General features: G+C 56.7%; 16 protein-coding genes. 12 read left to right on the top strand and 4 right to left on the bottom strand.

All coding sequences use genetic code 11. From position 1 onward, the window contains the following. Positions 1 to 192 precede the first annotated feature (192 nt). The 5 genes from purL to glnB all read left to right on the top strand — a co-directional run bounded on the left by purL (position 193) and on the right by glnB (position 8,548). Positions 193 to 4,080 carry a phosphoribosylformylglycinamidine synthase gene (gene purL / locus ACOT0L_RS16175; protein ID WP_126503534.1) on the top strand — a complete coding sequence of 1,296 codons (3,888 nt, stop codon included), beginning with the start codon at positions 193 to 195 and terminating at the stop codon, positions 4,078 to 4,080. 532 nt (positions 4,081 to 4,612) lie between these two features. Further along, the gene (qseE, locus tag ACOT0L_RS16170; RefSeq protein ID WP_113788122.1) at positions 4,613 to 6,046 is read left to right on the top strand and encodes a two component system sensor histidine kinase QseE/GlrK; all 1,434 of its coding nucleotides are present in this window, start codon (positions 4,613 to 4,615) and stop codon (positions 6,044 to 6,046) included. Further along, a complete protein-coding gene (gene qseG / locus ACOT0L_RS16165) occupies positions 6,043 to 6,795 on the top strand; it encodes a two-component system QseEF-associated lipoprotein QseG (protein ID WP_023300725.1) in 753 nt (250 codons plus the stop codon). Before qseE ends, qseG begins: the two co-directional genes overlap by 4 nt. Next, positions 6,792 to 8,129 carry a two-component system response regulator GlrR gene (gene glrR / locus ACOT0L_RS16160; protein WP_015572150.1) on the top strand — a complete coding sequence of 446 codons (1,338 nt, stop codon included), beginning with the start codon at positions 6,792 to 6,794 and terminating at the stop codon, positions 8,127 to 8,129. The genes qseG and glrR overlap by 4 nt, the downstream gene beginning before the upstream one ends. Before the next feature lie 80 nt (positions 8,130 to 8,209). Further along, on the top strand, positions 8,210 to 8,548 hold the full coding sequence (glnB, locus tag ACOT0L_RS16155; RefSeq protein ID WP_003860685.1) for a nitrogen regulatory protein P-II: 339 nt from the start codon (positions 8,210 to 8,212) through the stop codon (positions 8,546 to 8,548). An 80-nt stretch (positions 8,549 to 8,628) separates the two neighbouring features. Here glnB and hmpA read toward each other — a convergent pair whose 3' ends face one another. Beyond that, on the bottom strand, positions 8,629 to 9,819 hold the full coding sequence (hmpA, locus tag ACOT0L_RS16150) for an NO-inducible flavohemoprotein (RefSeq protein ID WP_126503536.1): 1,191 nt from the start codon (positions 9,817 to 9,819) through the stop codon (positions 8,629 to 8,631). 87 nt (positions 9,820 to 9,906) lie between these two features. Between hmpA and ACOT0L_RS16145 the strand changes: the two genes are divergently transcribed. Continuing rightward, positions 9,907 to 10,137, top strand: coding sequence for a hypothetical protein (locus ACOT0L_RS16145; protein ID WP_122974144.1), 231 nt, complete (start codon positions 9,907 to 9,909; stop codon positions 10,135 to 10,137). Beyond that, positions 10,124 to 11,377, top strand: a complete 1,254-nt coding sequence (gene glyA / locus ACOT0L_RS16140; RefSeq protein ID WP_003860678.1) for a serine hydroxymethyltransferase — start codon at positions 10,124 to 10,126, stop codon at positions 11,375 to 11,377. Before ACOT0L_RS16145 ends, glyA begins: the two co-directional genes overlap by 14 nt. Positions 11,378 to 11,430: 53 nt before the next feature. Here glyA and ACOT0L_RS16135 read toward each other — a convergent pair whose 3' ends face one another. Beyond that, positions 11,431 to 11,853 carry a DoxX family protein gene (locus ACOT0L_RS16135; RefSeq protein WP_038416512.1) on the bottom strand — a complete coding sequence of 141 codons (423 nt, stop codon included), beginning with the start codon at positions 11,851 to 11,853 and terminating at the stop codon, positions 11,431 to 11,433. A 172-nt stretch (positions 11,854 to 12,025) separates the two neighbouring features. On the opposite strand from ACOT0L_RS16135, the gene ACOT0L_RS16130 reads away from it, so the two are divergent. Continuing rightward, entirely contained in the window at positions 12,026 to 13,165 is a 1,140-nt protein-coding gene (locus tag ACOT0L_RS16130; RefSeq protein ID WP_003860673.1) for a 3-phenylpropionate MFS transporter, read from the top strand. Here the strand turns inward: ACOT0L_RS16130 and csiE are convergent, their stop codons facing one another. Then, positions 13,166 to 14,443 carry a stationary phase inducible protein CsiE gene (gene csiE / locus ACOT0L_RS16125; RefSeq protein WP_048966854.1) on the bottom strand — a complete coding sequence of 426 codons (1,278 nt, stop codon included), beginning with the start codon at positions 14,441 to 14,443 and terminating at the stop codon, positions 13,166 to 13,168. It lies immediately after the preceding gene. Between the two features lie 125 nt (positions 14,444 to 14,568). On the opposite strand from csiE, the gene ACOT0L_RS16120 reads away from it, so the two are divergent. Together ACOT0L_RS16120 and ACOT0L_RS16115 are read left to right on the top strand one after the other, a co-directional pair. After that, positions 14,569 to 15,207 carry a DUF1007 family protein gene (locus tag ACOT0L_RS16120; protein ID WP_022649022.1) on the top strand — a complete coding sequence of 213 codons (639 nt, stop codon included), beginning with the start codon at positions 14,569 to 14,571 and terminating at the stop codon, positions 15,205 to 15,207. Beyond that, the gene (locus ACOT0L_RS16115) at positions 15,198 to 16,178 is read left to right on the top strand and encodes a nickel/cobalt transporter (RefSeq protein ID WP_063841727.1); all 981 of its coding nucleotides are present in this window, start codon (positions 15,198 to 15,200) and stop codon (positions 16,176 to 16,178) included. The genes ACOT0L_RS16120 and ACOT0L_RS16115 overlap by 10 nt, the downstream gene beginning before the upstream one ends. A 60-nt stretch (positions 16,179 to 16,238) precedes the next feature. Here the strand turns inward: ACOT0L_RS16115 and suhB are convergent, their stop codons facing one another. Further along, complete coding sequence (gene suhB, locus ACOT0L_RS16110; protein ID WP_022649020.1) at positions 16,239 to 17,042, bottom strand: inositol-1-monophosphatase; 804 nt, start codon at positions 17,040 to 17,042, stop codon at positions 16,239 to 16,241. A gap of 132 nt (positions 17,043 to 17,174) precedes the next feature. Here suhB and trmJ point away from each other — a divergent pair, with 132 nt between their 5' ends. Continuing rightward, positions 17,175 to 17,900, top strand: a complete 726-nt coding sequence (trmJ, locus tag ACOT0L_RS16105) for a tRNA (cytosine(32)/uridine(32)-2'-O)-methyltransferase TrmJ (protein WP_032622388.1) — start codon at positions 17,175 to 17,177, stop codon at positions 17,898 to 17,900. 236 nt (positions 17,901 to 18,136) lie between these two features. Further along, positions 18,137 to 18,628 (top strand): Fe-S cluster assembly transcriptional regulator IscR, encoded by a 492-nt coding sequence (gene iscR / locus ACOT0L_RS16100; RefSeq protein ID WP_003860665.1) that lies wholly within the window; start codon positions 18,137 to 18,139, stop codon positions 18,626 to 18,628. The last annotated feature ends 109 nt before the right edge of the window (positions 18,629 to 18,737 follow it).

The following is an 18,737-nucleotide window of genomic DNA, read 5'->3' as shown; positions in this document are numbered from 1 at the left end:
GCGGCATTTTGCGCAAAGTAGCGCCAGTTGGCAACCAATTAGAGAGACAGGTCACATCTATTGTTAAACAAAAAGGATGATTTTATTTCGACGCAAACGGTTTCGTCGGCGCTCAGGATTCTCTATAATGACGCCCGTTTTCCCCCCTTGCGCACACTGTAAGCGCCCCGGCGCTTCGAAGACGAGAGACTTATGATGGAAATTCTGCGTGGTTCGCCTGCACTGTCTGCCTTCCGTATTAATAAACTGCTGGCACGTTTTCAGGCGGCCGACCTTCCGGTAAGCAATATTTACGCTGAGTATGTCCATTTTGCTGACCTGAATGCCCCCCTGAATGCAGAGGAGCGCGTACAGCTGGAACGTCTGCTTAAATATGGCCCAAGCCTGAGCAGCCATACGCCGACCGGCAAATTAATCCTCGCCACGCCACGTCCTGGCACCATCTCCCCCTGGTCTTCCAAAGCCACCGACATCGCTCACAACTGCGGCCTGAGCCAGATTAACCGTCTGGAGCGCGGCGTGGCGTACTATGTGGAAGCGTCAACCCTGAGCGACGCGCAGTGGCAGGCCGTCACAGCGGAGCTGCACGACCGCATGATGGAGAGCGTGTTTGACTCTCTGGATGATGCGCAGAAACTGTTCTCCCACCATCAGCCTGCGCCGGTACAGAGCGTGGATCTGCTGGGGCAGGGGCGTCAGGCGCTGATCGACGCAAACCTGCGTCTTGGTCTGGCGCTCGCAGAAGATGAAATCGACTACCTTCAGGATGCATTCGTTAAGCTGAATCGCAACCCGAACGACATCGAACTGTATATGTTCGCGCAGGCCAACTCCGAGCACTGCCGCCACAAAATTTTCAACGCCGACTGGATTATCGACGGCGAACAGCAGCCGAAGTCGCTGTTCAAAATGATCAAAAACACCATGGAGCAAACCCCTGACCACGTGCTGTCTGCCTATAAAGACAACGCCGCGGTGATGGAAGGTTCCGAGGTGGGCCGCTTCTTCGCCGACCGCGAAGCAGGGCGCTATGACTTCCACCAGGAGCCTGCGCATATCCTGATGAAAGTGGAAACCCACAACCACCCGACGGCCATCTCTCCGTGGCCGGGTGCGGCGACCGGCTCCGGCGGTGAAATCCGTGACGAAGGTGCGACCGGTCGCGGCGCGAAACCAAAAGCGGGTCTGGTCGGTTTCTCCGTTTCCAACCTGCGTATCCCGGGCTTTGAACAGCCGTGGGAAGAAGATTTCGGCAAGCCAGAGCGCATTGTGACCGCGCTGGATATCATGACCGAAGGCCCGCTGGGCGGCGCGGCGTTCAACAATGAATTTGGTCGTCCGGCGCTGAACGGTTACTTCCGTACCTACGAAGAGAAAGTGGACAGCCACAACGGCGAAGAGCTGCGCGGCTACCACAAACCCATCATGCTGGCGGGCGGGATCGGCAACATTCGCGCCGATCACGTGCAAAAAGGTGAGATCGTCGTGGGCGCGAAGCTGATCGTGCTCGGCGGCCCGGCAATGAACATTGGTCTGGGCGGTGGTGCAGCCTCGTCTATGGCTTCCGGCCAGTCTGATGCGGATCTCGACTTCGCGTCCGTGCAGCGCGACAACCCGGAAATGGAGCGCCGCTGTCAGGAAGTGATCGACCGCTGCTGGCAGCTCGGCGATGCCAACCCGATTCTGTTCATCCACGACGTGGGCGCGGGTGGACTCTCTAACGCCATGCCGGAACTGGTGAGCGACGGCGGTCGCGGCGGGCGCTTCAACCTGCGCGATATCCTGAGCGATGAGCCAGGCATGAGCCCGCTGGAAATCTGGTGTAACGAATCCCAGGAGCGCTACGTGCTGGCGGTTGCTGCCGATCAGCTGCCGCTGTTTGACGAGCTGTGCCGCCGCGAGCGCGCGCCGTATGCCGTCATCGGTGAAGCGACCGAAGAGCAGCACCTGACTCTCAGTGATACCCATTTCGACAACCAGCCGATCGATCTGCCGCTCGACGTGCTTCTCGGCAAAACGCCGAAGATGACCCGCGACGTTACAACCCGCAAAGCGGCGGGTAAAGCGCTGGATCGTCAGGGCATTATTGTGGCGGAAGCGGTTAACCGCGTGCTGCACCTGCCTGCGGTGGCGGAGAAAACCTTTCTGGTCACCATCGGCGACCGTACCGTGACCGGTATGGTGTCACGCGATCAGATGGTCGGCCCGTGGCAGATCCCGGTCGCTAACTGCGCCGTGACCACCGCGAGCCTCGACAGCTACTACGGCGAAGCGATGGCGCTGGGTGAACGCACCCCGGTGGCTCTGCTGGACTTCGCCGCTTCTGCCCGTCTGGCGGTCGGTGAAGCGCTGACCAATATCGCCGCGACGCAGATTGGCGACATCAAACGCATCAAACTTTCCGCGAACTGGATGGCCGCTGCCGGCCACCCTGGCGAAGACGCGGGCCTGTACGAAGCGGTAAAAGCGGTGGGTGAAGAGCTGTGTCCTGCGCTCGGCCTGACCATTCCGGTGGGCAAAGACTCCATGTCGATGAAAACCCGCTGGCAGGAAGGCAGCGAGCAGCGCGAGATGACTTCGCCTCTGTCGCTGGTGATCACCGCGTTTGCGCGCGTGGAAGACGTGCGTCATACCGTTACGCCGCAGCTTTCCACTGAAGATAACGCCCTGCTGCTGATTGACCTCGGCAAAGGCCATAACGCGCTGGGTGCCACCGCGCTGGCACAGGTTTACCGCCAGCTCGGCGAAAAGCCAGCCGACGTGCGGGACGTCGCACAGTTGAAAGGCTTCTACGACGCAATTCAGGCGCTGGTGGCGCAGCGTAAGCTGCTTGCCTACCATGATCGTTCCGATGGCGGCCTGCTGGTGACGCTGGCAGAGATGGCCTTCACCGGCCACTGCGGCGTTGAAGCAAACATTGCAACGCTTGGTGAAGACCGCCTGGCGGTGCTGTTTAACGAAGAGCTGGGTGCCGTCATTCAGGTACGCGCCGCAGATCGCGACGCGGTGGAAGCGATTCTGGCGCAGCACGGTCTGGCAGACTGCGTGCACTATCTCGGTAAAGCGGTGCAGGGCGACCGTTTCGTGATTGAAGCCGACGGCCACCCGGTGTTCAGCGAAAGCCGCACCACGTTGCGTATGTGGTGGGCGGAAACCACCTGGCAGATGCAGCGCCTGCGTGACAACCCGGAATGTGCCGATCAGGAGCATAACGCGAAGGCGAACGACAACGATCCTGGCCTGAACGTGAAGCTCACCTTCGACATCAACGAAGACATTGCCGCGCCGTACATTGCGACCGGTGCGCGTCCGAAAGTGGCCGTGCTGCGCGAGCAGGGCGTTAACTCCCACGTTGAGATGGCAGCGGCCTTCCACCGGGCGGGCTTTGACGCCATCGACGTCCACATGAGCGACCTGCTGGCAGGGCGTACCGGGCTGGATGATTTCCAGGCACTGGTAGCCTGCGGGGGGTTCTCCTACGGTGACGTGCTGGGCGCGGGCGAAGGCTGGGCGAAGTCCATCCTGTTCAACAGCCGCGTACGTGACGAGTTTGAAACCTTCTTCCACCGTCCGCAGACGCTGGCGCTGGGGGTGTGTAACGGCTGCCAGATGATGTCTAACCTGCGCGAGCTGATCCCGGGCAGCGAAGCCTGGCCGCGCTTTGTGCGTAACCAGTCTGACCGCTTTGAAGCGCGCTTCAGCCTGGTAGAAGTAACCCAAAGCCCGTCCCTGCTGTTGCAGGGGATGGTCGGTTCGCAGATGCCAATCGCGGTTTCGCACGGTGAAGGTCAGGTTGAAGTCCGTGATGCGGCGCACCTGGCTCAGCTTGAAAGCAAAGGACTGGTGGCGCTGCGCTTTGTTGATAACTTTGGCAAGGTCACCGAAACCTATCCGGCTAACCCGAACGGTTCGGCAAATGGCATTACCGCGGTCACCAGCGAAAGCGGTCGGGTGACGATTATGATGCCGCACCCGGAGCGTGTCTTCCGTACCGTGAGCAACTCCTGGCACCCGGAAAACTGGGGCGAGGACAGCCCGTGGATGCGCATTTTCCGCAACGCACGTAAACAACTAGGTTAAGTTTCTACGCCCTGACTGTAGGCCCGGTAAGCGCGAGCGCCACCGGGCTTTTTTGTCTCTGTCGCAAAATCGCGACAACTCTCTGGTCTGAGTGTCTCCAAAAGGAGACATTTAACCTGTTGATTTATATGCGGCAGGACAGGTTCCCGTTAAGGTGTTGCTTAATAGCGACACTTAGCCTGGAAATCATTCACGTAACAATCAATACGTTTTGATAATAAAAATATTACTAATCATATGCATAGCATTAATTTTTGCAATCTGGCACGCGTGTTGCATAATAGTAACCAGTGGCTCATTCACCTTCTTATGTCAGCCCCTTCGGGACGTGCTACATAAACTTCGAATGACGCACAAAAAGGTGCCTGCCGTCCAACTACTGATTATTGCAATGCTTTATCAGGCCAGGGCGAAACGTCGAGTTAGGCACCGCCTTATTCCATGACAAAGCCGGGTTTTTACCCGGCTTTGTTGTATCTGAAGGGCAGACTCAGTTACGCTCTCCTCAAACCCGGATGAAGAGAGTAATGTGTTGAAACGCTGGCCCGCTTTCCCTCGCTCCCTGCGACAGCTCGTTATGATGGCCTTCCTGCTGATCCTGCTACCTTTGCTGGTTCTGGCCTGGCAGGCCTGGCAAAGCCTGAACGCGTTAAGTGCACAGGCGGCCCTGACTAACCGCACCACGCTTATTGATGCTCGCCGTAGCGAGGCGATGACCAACGCCGCGCTTGAGATGGAGCGTAGCTATCGCCAGTACTGCGTGCTTGATGATCGCACGCTGGAGAGGGTCTATCAGAACCAGCGTAAACGCTACAGCGAAATGCTGGACGCCCACGCCGGGGTGCTGCCAGATGACAAACTCTATCAGGCGCTGCGTCAGGATCTGAACGATCTGGCGCAGCTCCAGTGCAAAAACAGCGGTCCTGATGCCGCCGCCGCCGCCCGACTTGAAGCCTTCGCGAACGCCAATACGGAGATGGTTCAGTCCACCCGTACGGTTATCTTTTCCCGTGGTCAGCAGCTCCAGCAGGAGATTGCCGAGCGCGGCCAGTTCTTCGGCTGGCAGGCGCTGGTGCTGTTCCTCGTCAGCCTGGGGCTGGTGCTGCTCTTTACCCGCATGATCATCGGCCCCGTGAAGGGGATCCAGCGGATGATTAACCGCCTGGGGGAGGGTAAATCTCTCGGGGATACGGTCGTTTTTAAAGGCCCGCGCGAGCTGCGCTCGGTCGGTCAACGCATCATCTGGCTTTCAGAGCGCCTGGCGTGGCTGGAATCGCAGCGCCACCAGTTCCTGCGCCATATCTCACACGAACTCAAAACGCCGCTGGCCAGCATGCGTGAAGGTACGGAACTGCTGGCCGACGAAGTGGCGGGGCCGTTAACCCTTGAGCAAAAAGAGATCGTGGCGATTCTGGATGCCAGCAGCCGCAATTTACAAAAGCTTATTGAACAACTGCTGGACTATAACCGCAAGCTGGCGGATGGTGCTGTGGTGCTTGAAAGCGTTGAGATTGAACCGCTGGTGGACATGGTGATCTCCGCCCATAGCCTGCCAGCAAGAGCTAAAATGATGCATACCCAGGTGGAACTCAACGCGCCAGCCTGTCTTGCAGAACCGATGCTGTTAATGAGCGTACTGGATAATCTTTATTCCAATGCGGTGCACTATGGTACTGAATCCGGTACCATTTATATCAGAAGCAATAACAACGGTTCGCGGGTATTTATTGACGTAGCGAATACCGGAAGCCCGATTCCGGATGATGAAAAAACGATGATCTTTGAACCCTTCTTCCAGGGGAGTCATCAGCGAAAAGGTGCGGTAAAAGGAAGTGGTCTGGGGCTGAGTATTGCCCGCGACTGCATACGACGCATGCAGGGTGAGCTTAACATCGTGAGTGATGAACGCGCCGATGTCTGTTTTCGTATCGAACTGCCTCTTGAGCCGGAAAAATCAATGAAATGAATAACAACCTGGTGAGTATGTCACACGTCTTTTACCGCGCACTGCGCGCGGTGTTTTCCAGCAAAAATGTGCGCCTCAGCCTGCCCTGCTTACTGCTGGCAGGCTGTGTAACCCATGCACCGAAAAGTGCAATTAGCCACAAACAGGAAGATAAATGGCCGCAAAAACAGCTGGCTGATTTCCTTTCGACACGTTGCGATGATATCTGGAGCCTGTCGGGGCGTGATGTTGAATCCAATCCGCTGTTCTGGCTGCGCGGAATAGACTGCGCCCAGCGGCTGGCGCCCGCTGAGGCCCGTGCCCAGGCGGCGATGCTGGTGGACGATACCTGGCAGGACGCGTTTAAACGCGGGATCGTGATGGCGGATGCCAGAATCACGCCTGTCGAACGCCGCGCCAACGTGACGCGGCTGGATACTTACGTGATCAATATTCCTCCGCAGGTGCGCCCGGTCTATCAGCTCTGGCGGGACGGACAAACCCTGCAATTACAGCTGTCTGAAGAGCGTTTCCGCTACAGCAAATTGCAGCAGTCAAGCGACAGCGAGCTTGATGCGCTTCGCCAGCAGCAGGAGTCGCTGCGCGAGCAGCTGGAAACCACCACCCGCAAGCTCGAAAATCTGACCGATATCGAAAGACAGCTCTCGACGCGTAAGCCGGCAGGCAGCTATCTGCCCGATGGGTCGAAAGGCAACTCTGCCACGACGCCAGACAGTGAGATGCCGAAACAAGAGGATGTGAAGCCATGACAAGCCGTAAACCTGCCCATCTGTTACTGGTGGATGACGATCCCGGACTGTTAAAGCTGCTGGGGATGCGTCTGGTCAGCGAAGGCTACAGCGTGGTCACCGCTGAAAGCGGGCAGGAGGGGCTGAAGGTGCTCAGCCGTGAGAAAATCGATCTGGTGATCAGCGATTTGCGCATGGATGAAATGGATGGCCTGCAACTGTTCACGGAGATCCAGAAGCAGCAGCCCGGGATGCCGGTGATTATCCTCACCGCTCACGGATCTATTCCTGATGCGGTGGCCGCGACGCAGCAGGGGGTATTCAGCTTCCTCACCAAACCGGTGGATAAAGACGCCCTCTATAAAGCGATCGACAGCGCCCTTGAGCACGCAGCGCCATCCGGCGACGACGCCTGGCGTGAATCCATCGTGACGCGTAGCCCTGTGATGCTGCGCCTGCTGGAACAGGCGCGGATGGTGGCGCAATCCGACGTTAGCGTGCTGATCAACGGTCAGAGCGGGACCGGGAAAGAGATCCTCGCCCAGGCGATCCACAACGCCAGCCCGCGCAGTAAAAATGCTTTTATTGCCATTAACTGTGGCGCGTTGCCGGAACAGCTGCTTGAATCAGAGCTCTTCGGCCATGCCCGCGGCGCCTTTACCGGCGCGGTGAGCAGCCGTGAAGGGCTGTTCCAGGCGGCTGAGGGCGGCACGCTGTTTCTTGATGAAATTGGCGATATGCCCGCGCCGCTGCAGGTCAAATTGCTGCGCGTGTTGCAGGAGCGGAAAGTACGTCCGCTCGGCAGCAACCGCGATATCGATATCAACGTGCGTATTATTTCCGCCACCCACCGTGATTTACCCAAGGTGATGGCGCGCAACGAGTTCCGCGAAGATCTCTACTATCGACTGAATGTCGTCAACCTGAAAATCCCGGCGCTGGCCGAGCGTGCGGAAGATATCCCGCTGCTGGCAAATCACCTTTTGCGCCAGGCCGCTGACCGCCACAAACCGTTTGTGCGCGCGTTCTCCACCGATGCGATGAAACGCCTGATGACCGCAAGCTGGCCGGGTAACGTACGCCAGCTGGTGAACGTGATTGAGCAGTGCGTGGCGCTGACGTCATCGCCGGTGATCAGCGATGCGCTGGTGGAGCAGGCGCTCGAGGGGGAAAACACGGCCTTACCGACGTTTGCGGAAGCGCGAAATCAGTTCGAGCTGAACTATCTGCGCAAGCTGCTGCAAATCACCAAAGGCAACGTGACCCACGCGGCGCGCATGGCCGGGCGTAACCGTACCGAGTTCTATAAATTGCTCTCACGCCACGAGCTGGAAGCGAACGATTTTAAAGAGTAATACCGCAAAATTCGCCTGAATATGATACTGTGAGCAACCGATTACGAGGCTGCTTACTGGCAAGAGTTTAAGGACCCACCATGAAAAAAATTGATGCGATTATTAAACCTTTCAAACTGGATGATGTACGTGAAGCGCTGGCAGAAGTAGGCATCACCGGGATGACCGTAACTGAAGTGAAAGGTTTTGGTCGTCAGAAGGGCCACACCGAGCTATACCGTGGCGCAGAGTACATGGTGGACTTTCTGCCGAAAGTGAAAATCGAGATCGTGGTGAGCGATGATATCGTCGATACCTGTGTGGATACCATCATCCGCACGGCGCAGACCGGTAAAATTGGCGACGGGAAAATCTTCGTCTTTGACGTGGCGCGCGTGATCCGTATCCGTACCGGCGAAGAAGACGACGCGGCGATTTAACATTCTTGCCGGGTGGCGCTGCGCTTACCCGGCCTACAGAACCCTTCGCAGGTCCGTGCAAGCGCAGCGCCGCCGGGCGATTACAGCACTTTATGCGGGCCGAAACATTCGTAATGAATGTTGTCTTTGTTCACGCCCAGGTCTACCAGCTGCTTCGCGGCATACTGCATAAACGCTACCGGTCCACACACGTAGAACTGCATCCCCGGTGCGCTAAACGCACCTTCGTGCTGCCCTAAATTCATCAGGCCTTCGCTGTCAAAACGTGCCGCTGCGCGGTCAGCTTCCGTGGGTAAACGATACCAGGTATGCGCGGTAAAGTGTGGCAGACCCGCTCCGAGCGCTTTCACTTCATCTGCAAAGGCGTGCACATCACCGTTTTCGGCCGCGTGGAACCAGTTAACCTGCGCGCTGTGGTTTGATTTTGCCAGCGTATCCAGCATCGCCAGCATTGGCGTTTGACCAACACCTGCGGAAATCAGCGTCACCGGGGTACCCGATTCCACCGCCATAAAGAAATCACCCGCTGGCGCGGCCAGATGAACGATATCACCCACGCTGGCGACGTTATGCAGCCAGCTGGATACCTGACCGCCTTCCTCACGTTTAACCGCAATGCGATAGCCTTTGCCGTCTGGCTTGCGGGTCAGGGAGTACTGGCGAATCTCCTGGTGCGGGAAGCCTTCAGGCTTCAGCCAGACGCCCAGATACTGCCCCGGCTGGTAATCGGCAACTGGCTGGCCGTCCACCGGCTCAAACTCAAAGCTGGTGATCAGTGCGCTGCGCGGGGTTTTCTCAACAATGCTGAAAGCACGCGTGCCTTCCCAGCCGCCATTCTTGCTGGCGTTTTCGCTGTAGATCTGCGCTTCACGGTTGATGAACACGTTTGCCAGCACGCCGTATGCCTTACCCCAGGCATCCAGCACTTCCTGGCCCGGGCTGAACATTTCGTCCAGGGTTGCCAGCAGGTGACTGCCCACGATGTTGTACTGCTCAGGTTTGATCTGGAAGCTGGTGTGCTTCTGCGCGATTTTTTCCACCGCAGGCAGCAGAGCCGGCAGGTTTTCGATGTTGCTGGCATAGGCGGCAATAGCGTTAAACAGTGCTTCGCGCTGATCGCCGTTACGCTGGTTGCTCATGTTGAAAATCTCTTTGAGCTCCGGGTTATGCGCGAACATGCGATCGTAGAAATGAGCGGTCAGTTTAGGACCCGTTTCAACCAGCAGGGGGATCGTGGCTTTCACGGTAGCGATGGTTTGGGCGTCGAGCATAGCAGCTTCCTTCTGATGTTACTTTAATGATGTATTTTATATGCATCTTATAAAAATACCCCTGCAATGTAAATGGTTCTTTGCATCATGAAAAATATGCATCACAAAGCTGAAAAGAAATCCGTTGAAAATGGCGAGAGCTTTATTGCTCAAACCCTTGCGTGGCGTGGAGGTAAACGTTTGCGTAAAATCGTTTGTCAAGACCTGTTATCGCAGAACTATTCAGTTATACTGTTGCCCGTCGTCCAACAGGACTGCCTTTTCAGGCCAAAAATTTACTTGTTAGCTGAGTCAGGAGATGCGGATGTTAAAGCGTGAAATGAACATTGCCGATTATGATGCCGAACTGTGGCAGGCTATGGAGCAGGAAAAAGTACGTCAGGAAGAGCACATCGAACTGATCGCCTCCGAAAACTACACCAGCCCGCGCGTGATGCAGGCGCAGGGTTCTCAGCTGACCAACAAATATGCTGAAGGTTATCCGGGCAAGCGCTACTACGGCGGTTGCGAATACGTTGATATCGTTGAGCAACTGGCGATTGACCGTGCGAAAGAACTCTTTGGCGCTGACTACGCGAACGTCCAGCCGCACTCTGGCTCTCAGGCTAACTTCGCTGTTTACACCGCGCTGTTGCAGCCGGGCGATACCGTTCTGGGTATGAACCTGGCGCAGGGCGGCCACCTGACTCACGGCTCTCCGGTTAACTTCTCTGGCAAACTGTACAACATCATCCCTTACGGTATTGATGAGTCCGGTAAAATTGACTACGAAGACATGGCGAAGCAGGCCAAAGAGCACAAGCCGAAGATGATCATCGGTGGCTTCTCTGCTTACTCCGGCATCGTTGACTGGGCAAAAATGCGTGAAATCGCTGACAGCATCGGCGCGTACCTGTTCGTCGACATGGCGCACGTTGCCGGTCTGATTGCCGCTGGCGTTTACCCGAACCCGGTTCCACATGCGCACGTTGTGACCACCACCACCCACAAAACCCTGGCGGGTCCACGCGGTGGCCTGATCCTGGCGAAAGGCGGTGACGAAGAGCTGTACAAAAAGCTGAACTCCGCCGTGTTCCCAAGCGCCCAGGGCGGCCCGCTGATGCACGTTATCGCCGCGAAAGCCGTCGCGCTGAAAGAAGCGATGGAGCCAGAGTTCAAGGTTTATCAGCAGCAGGTTGCTAAAAACGCCAAAGCGATGGTGGAAGTGTTCCTGAACCGTGGTTACAAAGTGGTCTCTGGCGGGACTGAAAACCACCTGTTCCTGCTGGATCTTGTCGACAAGAACCTGACCGGTAAAGAAGCTGACGCAGCCCTCGGCCGCGCCAACATCACCGTGAACAAAAACAGCGTGCCAAACGATCCGAAGAGCCCGTTCGTGACGTCCGGTATCCGTATCGGTTCTCCGGCCGTAACTCGCCGTGGCTTTAAAGAAGCGGAAGTGAAAGAGCTGGCGGGCTGGATGTGTGACGTTCTGGACAACATCAATGACGACGCGGTTATCGAGCGCGTTAAAGGTAAAGTTCTGGACATCTGCGCACGCTTCCCGGTGTACGCATAATTCTCTGCGTTTCAGAACTGAAAAAGGCCGCTCATGCGGCCTTTTTTTATGGGCTAACGTCGGTCGAGGGAGATGGCCCCCGGCCCGGTAATCGCCAGCAAAATAAAGGCGCCAGCGATACTCACATTTTTATAGAAGTTAATCATATTTGGCAGGACCGCATCGCCCGTCATATCCCAGTAGTGGTGTCCAATCACCGCCGTTCCCAGCGTATAGAAGACAAAGATCACCGCGAGGGGGCGGGTGAAAAAGCCCAGAACGATCAGAATCGCGGCGGGGATTTCCATTACCACCGCAATAATCGCGGCCAGCATGGGCATGGGGGCGCCGAGCGACGTCATGTACTGAACGGTGCCGCTAAACCCCGTCAGCTTGGGATAACCGAAAATAATAAACAGGACCACGATAGCAATGCGGGCAATTAAAAGCAGGAGAGAACGAGAGGATCCGAAATCGAAATAACGTAAGCTGTTCATGGCAAACGACCTCTTCAGGCGATGTCTTATAAACGTAATACAGTTTTACCGCTCTCGCCATACGCTGTACGGCTGGTGATGATGTTAATTTTTAGTTAATTTATAGCGCGCTAACGACTTGCTAAAGTCAGGGATTAACGCCAGACTATCGCCTCCATTTCGGGAGGGATTCATGGTCTTGCATTCCACGCGCTGGCTGGCGCTCAGCTATTTCACCTATTTCTTTAGTTACGGTATTTTTTTGCCTTTCTGGAGCGTCTGGCTCAAGGGAATTGGTCTGACGCCTGAGACCATCGGCATCCTGCTGGGCGCGGGGCTGGTGGCACGTTTCCTGGGTAGCCTGCTGATAGCACCCCGCGTCAGCGATCCCTCTCTGTTGATTAAAGCGGTGCGAATTCTGGCCCTCCTGACGCTGGTCTTTGCGGCCTGCTTCTGGGTCAGCCACCAGTTTGCCTGGCTGATGGTGGTGATGGTTGGCTTTAATCTGTTCTTCTCCCCGCTGGTGCCGCTGACGGATGCCCTGGCGAACACCTGGCAAAAGCAGATCACCATGGACTATGGACGCGTGCGCCTGTGGGGATCGATTGCCTTCGTGATTGGCTCTGCGCTGGTCGGGAAACTGGTCAGCCTCTATGACTATCGCGCCATTCTGGCCCTGTTAACGCTCGGCATCGCCTCGATGCTGCTCGGTATGTTGCTGCGTCCGTCGGTGATGCCGCAGGGCGAAAGCCGCCATCAGGAGAGCGCTGGCTGGCCCGCCTGGCGCTCGCTGGTGGCGCAAAGCTGGCGTTTCCTGGCCTGCGTCTGTCTGCTTCAGGGGGCGCATGCGGCCTATTACGGCTTCAGCGCCATCTACTGGCAGGGGGCGGGCTACTCGGCTTCTGCGGTAGGCTACCTGTGGTCGCTCGGCGTGGTTGCGGAGGTCATTATCTTCGCGCTGAGCCAAAAACTGTTCCGTCGTTTCGGGGCGCGTGACCTGCTGCTGCTTTCCGCCGTTTGCGGCGTAGCGCGCTGGGGCATCATGGGCTGGACGACGGAGCTGCCGTGGCTGATTGTGGCGCAAATTCTGCACTGCGGAACCTTCACCGTCTGCCATCTGGCGGCGATGCGCTATATCGCGGCGCGAGAGGGTGGGGACGTTATTCGTCTTCAGGCAGTCTATTCAGCGGTGGCGATGGGCGGCAGTATTGCGGTGATGACCGTATTTGCCGGTTTCCTCTATCAGCACCTGGGCCACGGTGTGTTCTGGGTGATGGCGCTGGTCGCTTTGCCGGCCATTGTCATCCGCCCTAAAGTCGCTGCTCGCACGTAACTAGGATTCGAGCATAACGCGAATATGTTCCTGCTGCTGCGTGTTCAGGGTCTCAACGGCATGAATGAGCGGCGGCGAGAACAGCGGCAGGGCGGTTGGATAAGGCGTAATAACCAGCGCCGCCTCGCGGGGGGCGCCCTCCTTCTTAAACGCTTCCAGGCTAAGATAACGAATATTGAGCGGCAGCAGCGTTAGCTCGCGAAGCTGCTGCTCAATTAACTCCTCGCAGGCTTTATCTTCCCCCGTTAACAGGACCACCTGTTTTTCATGAAGATCGGTTTCCTGCATCAGCCAGGCACCAAAAATCACCGCCACCAGAGCCATCTCTTCACCGGAGAATCGCAGGCCAAATTCGGCTTCGAGCTCAAACAGCGCCTCTTTAGTGGTGCGCAGCAGCCGGGGGTATAGACGGTGGATCTCTTCCGGCAGATTGTTGTCGATGCCAATGTCAAATAAGGAGCGGTCCAGCGCCTGAGCCAGATGAATATACAGCTGATCGGTCAGCCCTTGCTCATCGCTGAAGTTCATCCCGGTTTGCGCCCGGAAACGGGCAATCATACGCACGATGGCCCGACGCAGGCGCTGATCCTGCTGGTGTTTATCCAGTACCGGGTCGGGTGTGCGGAGCATCATAAACAGCAGCGCCAGGAACAGCTGTTCATCACAGTGCGTTCCCTGCGGGACGCGCCGTTTCCAGTGACGGACAATTTCCTGCGCCGTAAAGTATTCCCCTCTCGATTGCGTCCAGCTGCGCTGAACGGGTGAAAACTCCGGCGTATTGCCCAGATGATGCTGAATCAGACAATATTGCAGATAAAGCTGTAAAAACTGTACGTCGCGGGACTCAAACTGGCGCTGAAGCTTGCGCGCGCAAAAGTTGATAAGCGCCCGAAGGTTCGCATCGTCATAAAGCGGGCGGGCAATGCCGTGCTGTTTGAGCGCGGTTTTTAAGGCAGGGGTAAACTGTTGGGCGACAAAATGTGGACACAGCCGAAGCGCCCTGCGCAGCCAGTGCAGCAGGCACAAACGCTGATTCAGGGCGGAGCCCTCAATTCGGTAACAACCGTCATGGTGCGTGACGATATCAAGCCGATGATAGCGCTGGATTTCATCGCGCGTCTCGGCTATATCTTGCCGTGCCAGGACGTCGTCCACGCCATTGGCAGCGATTATGCTCTGTGCGGTGACGGCAGCATCGGGCAGGTAAAGCATCAAAAGCACCTGGCAACGGCGCTGCGAACTGGAAAGCACAGATGGAATTTCAAGCGTCGTCATCATCTGTCGGGTATCCAGTGTGAATGTTTGATAAGAATAGCTAAAGGATGGGCGCTGAAAAGCGCGCCGGCAGGCCTTTCATTCAGGATTGCTGGCGAACATCACAGAATTTTTGACGTGAGGAATTGATGCAAACAGTTAAACAAAGCGTGACAGCGTTATTTTTGGCGGTTATCACCTCCGCCGCCAGCGCACATCCTCACAGCTTTATCAGCCTGAAAACCGAACTGGTGACGGACGGCACACAGCTTAGCGGCCTGAAGATGCGCTGGACGATGGATGAAATCACCTCCGCCGACCTGCTGTACGATGCCGGAAACGCAAAGCCCGGCGACGAGATCTGGAAAAAGCTGGCGGCGGAAGTCATGGCCAACGTGCTGGGTCAGCACTACTTCACCGAGTTCTGGCACAACGGACAAAAGGTGAAATTTCTTAACCGTCCCACGGAGTACGGTATGACCCGCGACGGCCATCAGGCGGTGCTGACGTTTATCCTTCCGCTGGCGCACCCTCAGCCGCTGGCCGGGCAGAAGTACAGGTTTTCCACGTTTGACCCAACCTACTATGTCGATATGCATTACGCCCAGGACAGCGACGTACAGTTGCCAGAAATATTGCAAAAAAGCTGCAAAATTGCCGTGCACACGCCGACGCCCAGTGAAGAGACGCTGAACTTTGCCGTTTCCCTTGATAAAGAAGATGCGCCTCCAGAAGACATGGAATTAGGAAAACAGTTTGCGCAGGAGGTGACGTTACAATGTCAGTGATCTCCTCTCCCGTCAGTAAGCCGCGTCGCTGGCTGCACCTCTGGCCTCTGGCGCTCTTTTTGCTGTTTGCGTCTGGCGGCGCGCTCTGGCTGTGGCAGGCATGGCCGCAGGTGATGATGAAAAGTATCCTCTGGCAGCGGGAAGTTAATCAGCAGATGAGCGGGCTGCTGAAAGCCGTGGCGGAAAATCCGTCCAAAGCGGGCGGCTCTCTTCTGGCGTTCAGCTTTATCTATGGCGTGCTGCATGCCCTGGGGCCGGGGCACGGCAAAATCGTTATCACGACCTGGCTTGCCACCCATCCGTCGAAGCTGAAATCGAGTATCGGCCTGACGCTGGCTTCCTCTTTACTTCAGGGCGGTGTGGCAATTGCGCTGGTCGTGGTCGTCCTTTCGCTGCTACAGCTCCCGGCCCGCCAGCTGCATATGAGCAGCTTCTGGCTGGAGAAGGGAAGTTACGCGCTGGTAGGCGTGTTGGGGCTGATCCTCTGCCTGAGGGCGCTGAAAAAATTGCGCGCGTTGCTGCAAAAACCAAAATTCAAAATCTTTACGCCGCATCACCTTCACCATGAAAACTGCGGGTGCGGGCATCAGCATCTGCCGACGCAGGAACAATTACAGAATGGTGACGACTGGCGTGCGCGCCTGATGATTGTTCTCTCAATGGGGATGCGTCCGTGCTCGGGCGCAATCATGGTGCTGTTGTTCAGCAAAGTGATAGGTGTATTTGGCTGGGGCATGATCTCGGCGCTGGCGATGGCGGCGGGAACATCTCTGACTATCTCTTCGTTAGCCTTGCTGGTGCACAGCTTCCGTCAGCTGGCGGTAAAACTCAGCGGCAATAAAACGCCGGTATTGTGGCGACAGGTTGGCTGGACGACGCTTGCGCTGGCGGGCGGGGTGATTCTGCTGGTGGCTGCGGTCACGATGTGGATAAGTGCGGTGCCGGTGGGAAGGGGGTTGCGGCCTTTTTAGCCATACCTGAGGGGTTTGTAGGCCCGGTAAGCGTAGCGCCACCGGGCTTAACAGACTGGATTAACGCTTCAGCGCATCGCTCAGTTCTTCACGCATGTTTGCCAGCATGGCTTTAACAACGCGCGGGTTACCTGCAACGATGTTGCCGGTAGACATATAGTTATGGCCGCCGGTGAAGTCACAAACAATCGCGCCAGCTTCACGTGCGATCAGCTCGCCCGCAGCGAAGTCCCACGGCTTCAGTGACAGCTCAAAGTAACCGTCAACGCGGCCGGTCGCCACGTAGGCCAGATCCAGTGCAGCAGAGCCGGTGCGACGGAAGTCCGCGCATTCGGTGAACAGTTTGCCGAGGATATTCATATAAGTGGTTGCGTGCTGCTTCGCCTTGAACGGGAAGCCGGTCGCCAGAATCGTGCCGTCCAGATCGCGTGCATTGCTGCAGCGCAGACGGTAGCCGTTCAGCTGCGCGCCCTGACCGCGGGTCGCGGTGAACAGTTCGTTACGCATTGGATCGTAAACAACGGCGACTTCAGTACGGCCTTTGATGCGTACTGCGATAGACACAGAGAAGTGTGGCAGGCGCTTAACGAAGTTGGTGGTGCCATCCAGTGGATCGATAACCCATTGAACATCCTGATCGGTACCTTCATGTTCACCGCTTTCTTCGGTGATGATGGTGTGCTGCGGGTAAGATTTGCGGATCGTTTCGATAATAATCGCTTCTGCGGCTTTATCGACGTTAGTCACGAAATCATTGCTGCCTTTCTGGCTGGTTTCTACGGAGTCTGGGGTTTCGTAGTGTTTGGCAATTACATTACCCGCCTTGCGCGCTGCGCGCACGGCGATGGTCAGCATCGGATGCATCGGTCTCTCTCACTGGATGTTAAAGAACAGGAAAATCGGCGCAGAGTATAGCAGCGGGATCGGATTATGTCTCTCGTTTATGATAATATGCCCGAATATTCTTCAGACACTGAATCCAGACATCTAAAAATTATGCTGCAAAACATTCGAATCGTGCTGGTCGAAACATCGCACACCGGCAACATGGGCTCTGTGGCCCGCGCTATGAAAACCATGGGCTTAACGAACCTGTGGCTGGTTAATCCGCTGGTGAAACCAGACTCTCAGGCTATTGCGCTGGCGGCCGGCGCCAGCGACGTGATCGGGAATGCACAGATTGTGGACACCCTGGACGAAGCCCTGGCCGGTTGCAGTCTGGTGGTGGGGACCAGCGCGCGCTCCCGTACGCTGCCCTGGCCGATGCTGGACCCGCGCGAATGCGGCCTGAAAAGTATCTCAGAAGCGGAACAGGCGCCGGTTGCGCTGGTGTTTGGTCGTGAACGCGTTGGCCTGACCAACGAGGAACTACAGAAGTGTCACTACCACGTGGCGATTGCCGCAAACCCGGAATACAGCTCGCTGAACCTGGCGATGGCGGTGCAGGTGATTGCCTACGAAGTACGCATGGCATGGCTGGCGACGCAGGAGAAACAGGTCGAACCTAAAGAAGAGACGGCCTACCCGCTGGTGGACGATCTTGAGCGCTTCTACGGCCACCTGGAGCAGACGCTGCTCTCTACTGGCTTTATCCGCGAAGGTCACCCGGGACAGGTGATGAACAAGCTGCGCCGTATGTTCACCCGCGCGCGTCCGGAAAGCCAGGAGCTGAACATCCTGCGCGGGATCCTGGCGTCTATTGAGCAGAAGAATAAAGAGTAGTGCCGTGTGTTCGCCGGGTGGCGCTTCGCTTACCCGGCCTACAAAGCCCGTAGGCCCGTGCAAGCGCAGCGCCGCCGGGCAAAAAATACGGCACAGAAGGTTAAATACCTGACTAAAACAGTCAAGTAAATAGTTGACCAATTTAGTCAGGAATGTCAGACTTGGCCCTGCTATGCAATACCCCCATTTTACAATAAAAAACCCCGGGCAGGGGCGAGTTTGAGGTTAAGTAAGACATGAGACTGACATCTAAAGGGCGTTATGCCGTGACCGCGATGCTGGACGTTGCGCTCAACTCCGAAGCGGGCCCGGTTCCGTTGGCTGATATTTCTGAACGACAGGGGATCTCCCTCTCTTATCTGGAACAGCTGTTCTCCAGACTGCGTAAAAATGGACTGGTGTCCAGCGTTCGTGGCCCGGGCGGCGGTTATCTGCTGGGTAAAGACGCGGGCAGTATTGCGGTTGGCGAAGTGATTAGCGCAGTTGACGAATCCGTTGATGCGACCCGTTGCCAGGGCAAAGGCGGCTGCCAGGGCGGCGATAAATGCCTTACCCACGCGCTGTGGCGCGATCTGAGCGACCGTCTGACCGGCTTCCTGAATAATATCACCCTGGGTGAGCTGGTTAATAACCAGGAAGTTCTGGATGTTTCTGGTCGTCAGCACAGTCAGGATTCACAACGCAGCACCCGCACGCAGGACGCCATCGACGTTAAACTGCGCGCGTAATTAAAAAGATAAGTATTCAGAATCAGGCCGGGGTGGTCACACCCCGCGTACTCGGTCGTACATCCAGCCGGTTGCCTGATTCCTTGCATTGAAGCGATGTACGGAGTTT

It is taken from the genome of Enterobacter cloacae complex sp. XAL002 (assembly GCF_049236805.1).
GTDB classification, from domain to species: Bacteria; Pseudomonadota; Gammaproteobacteria; order Enterobacterales; family Enterobacteriaceae; genus Enterobacter; species Enterobacter intestinihominis.
Note: the sequence above shows the minus strand (reverse complement) of the source record. Positions and strands in the feature narration are given on the sequence as shown.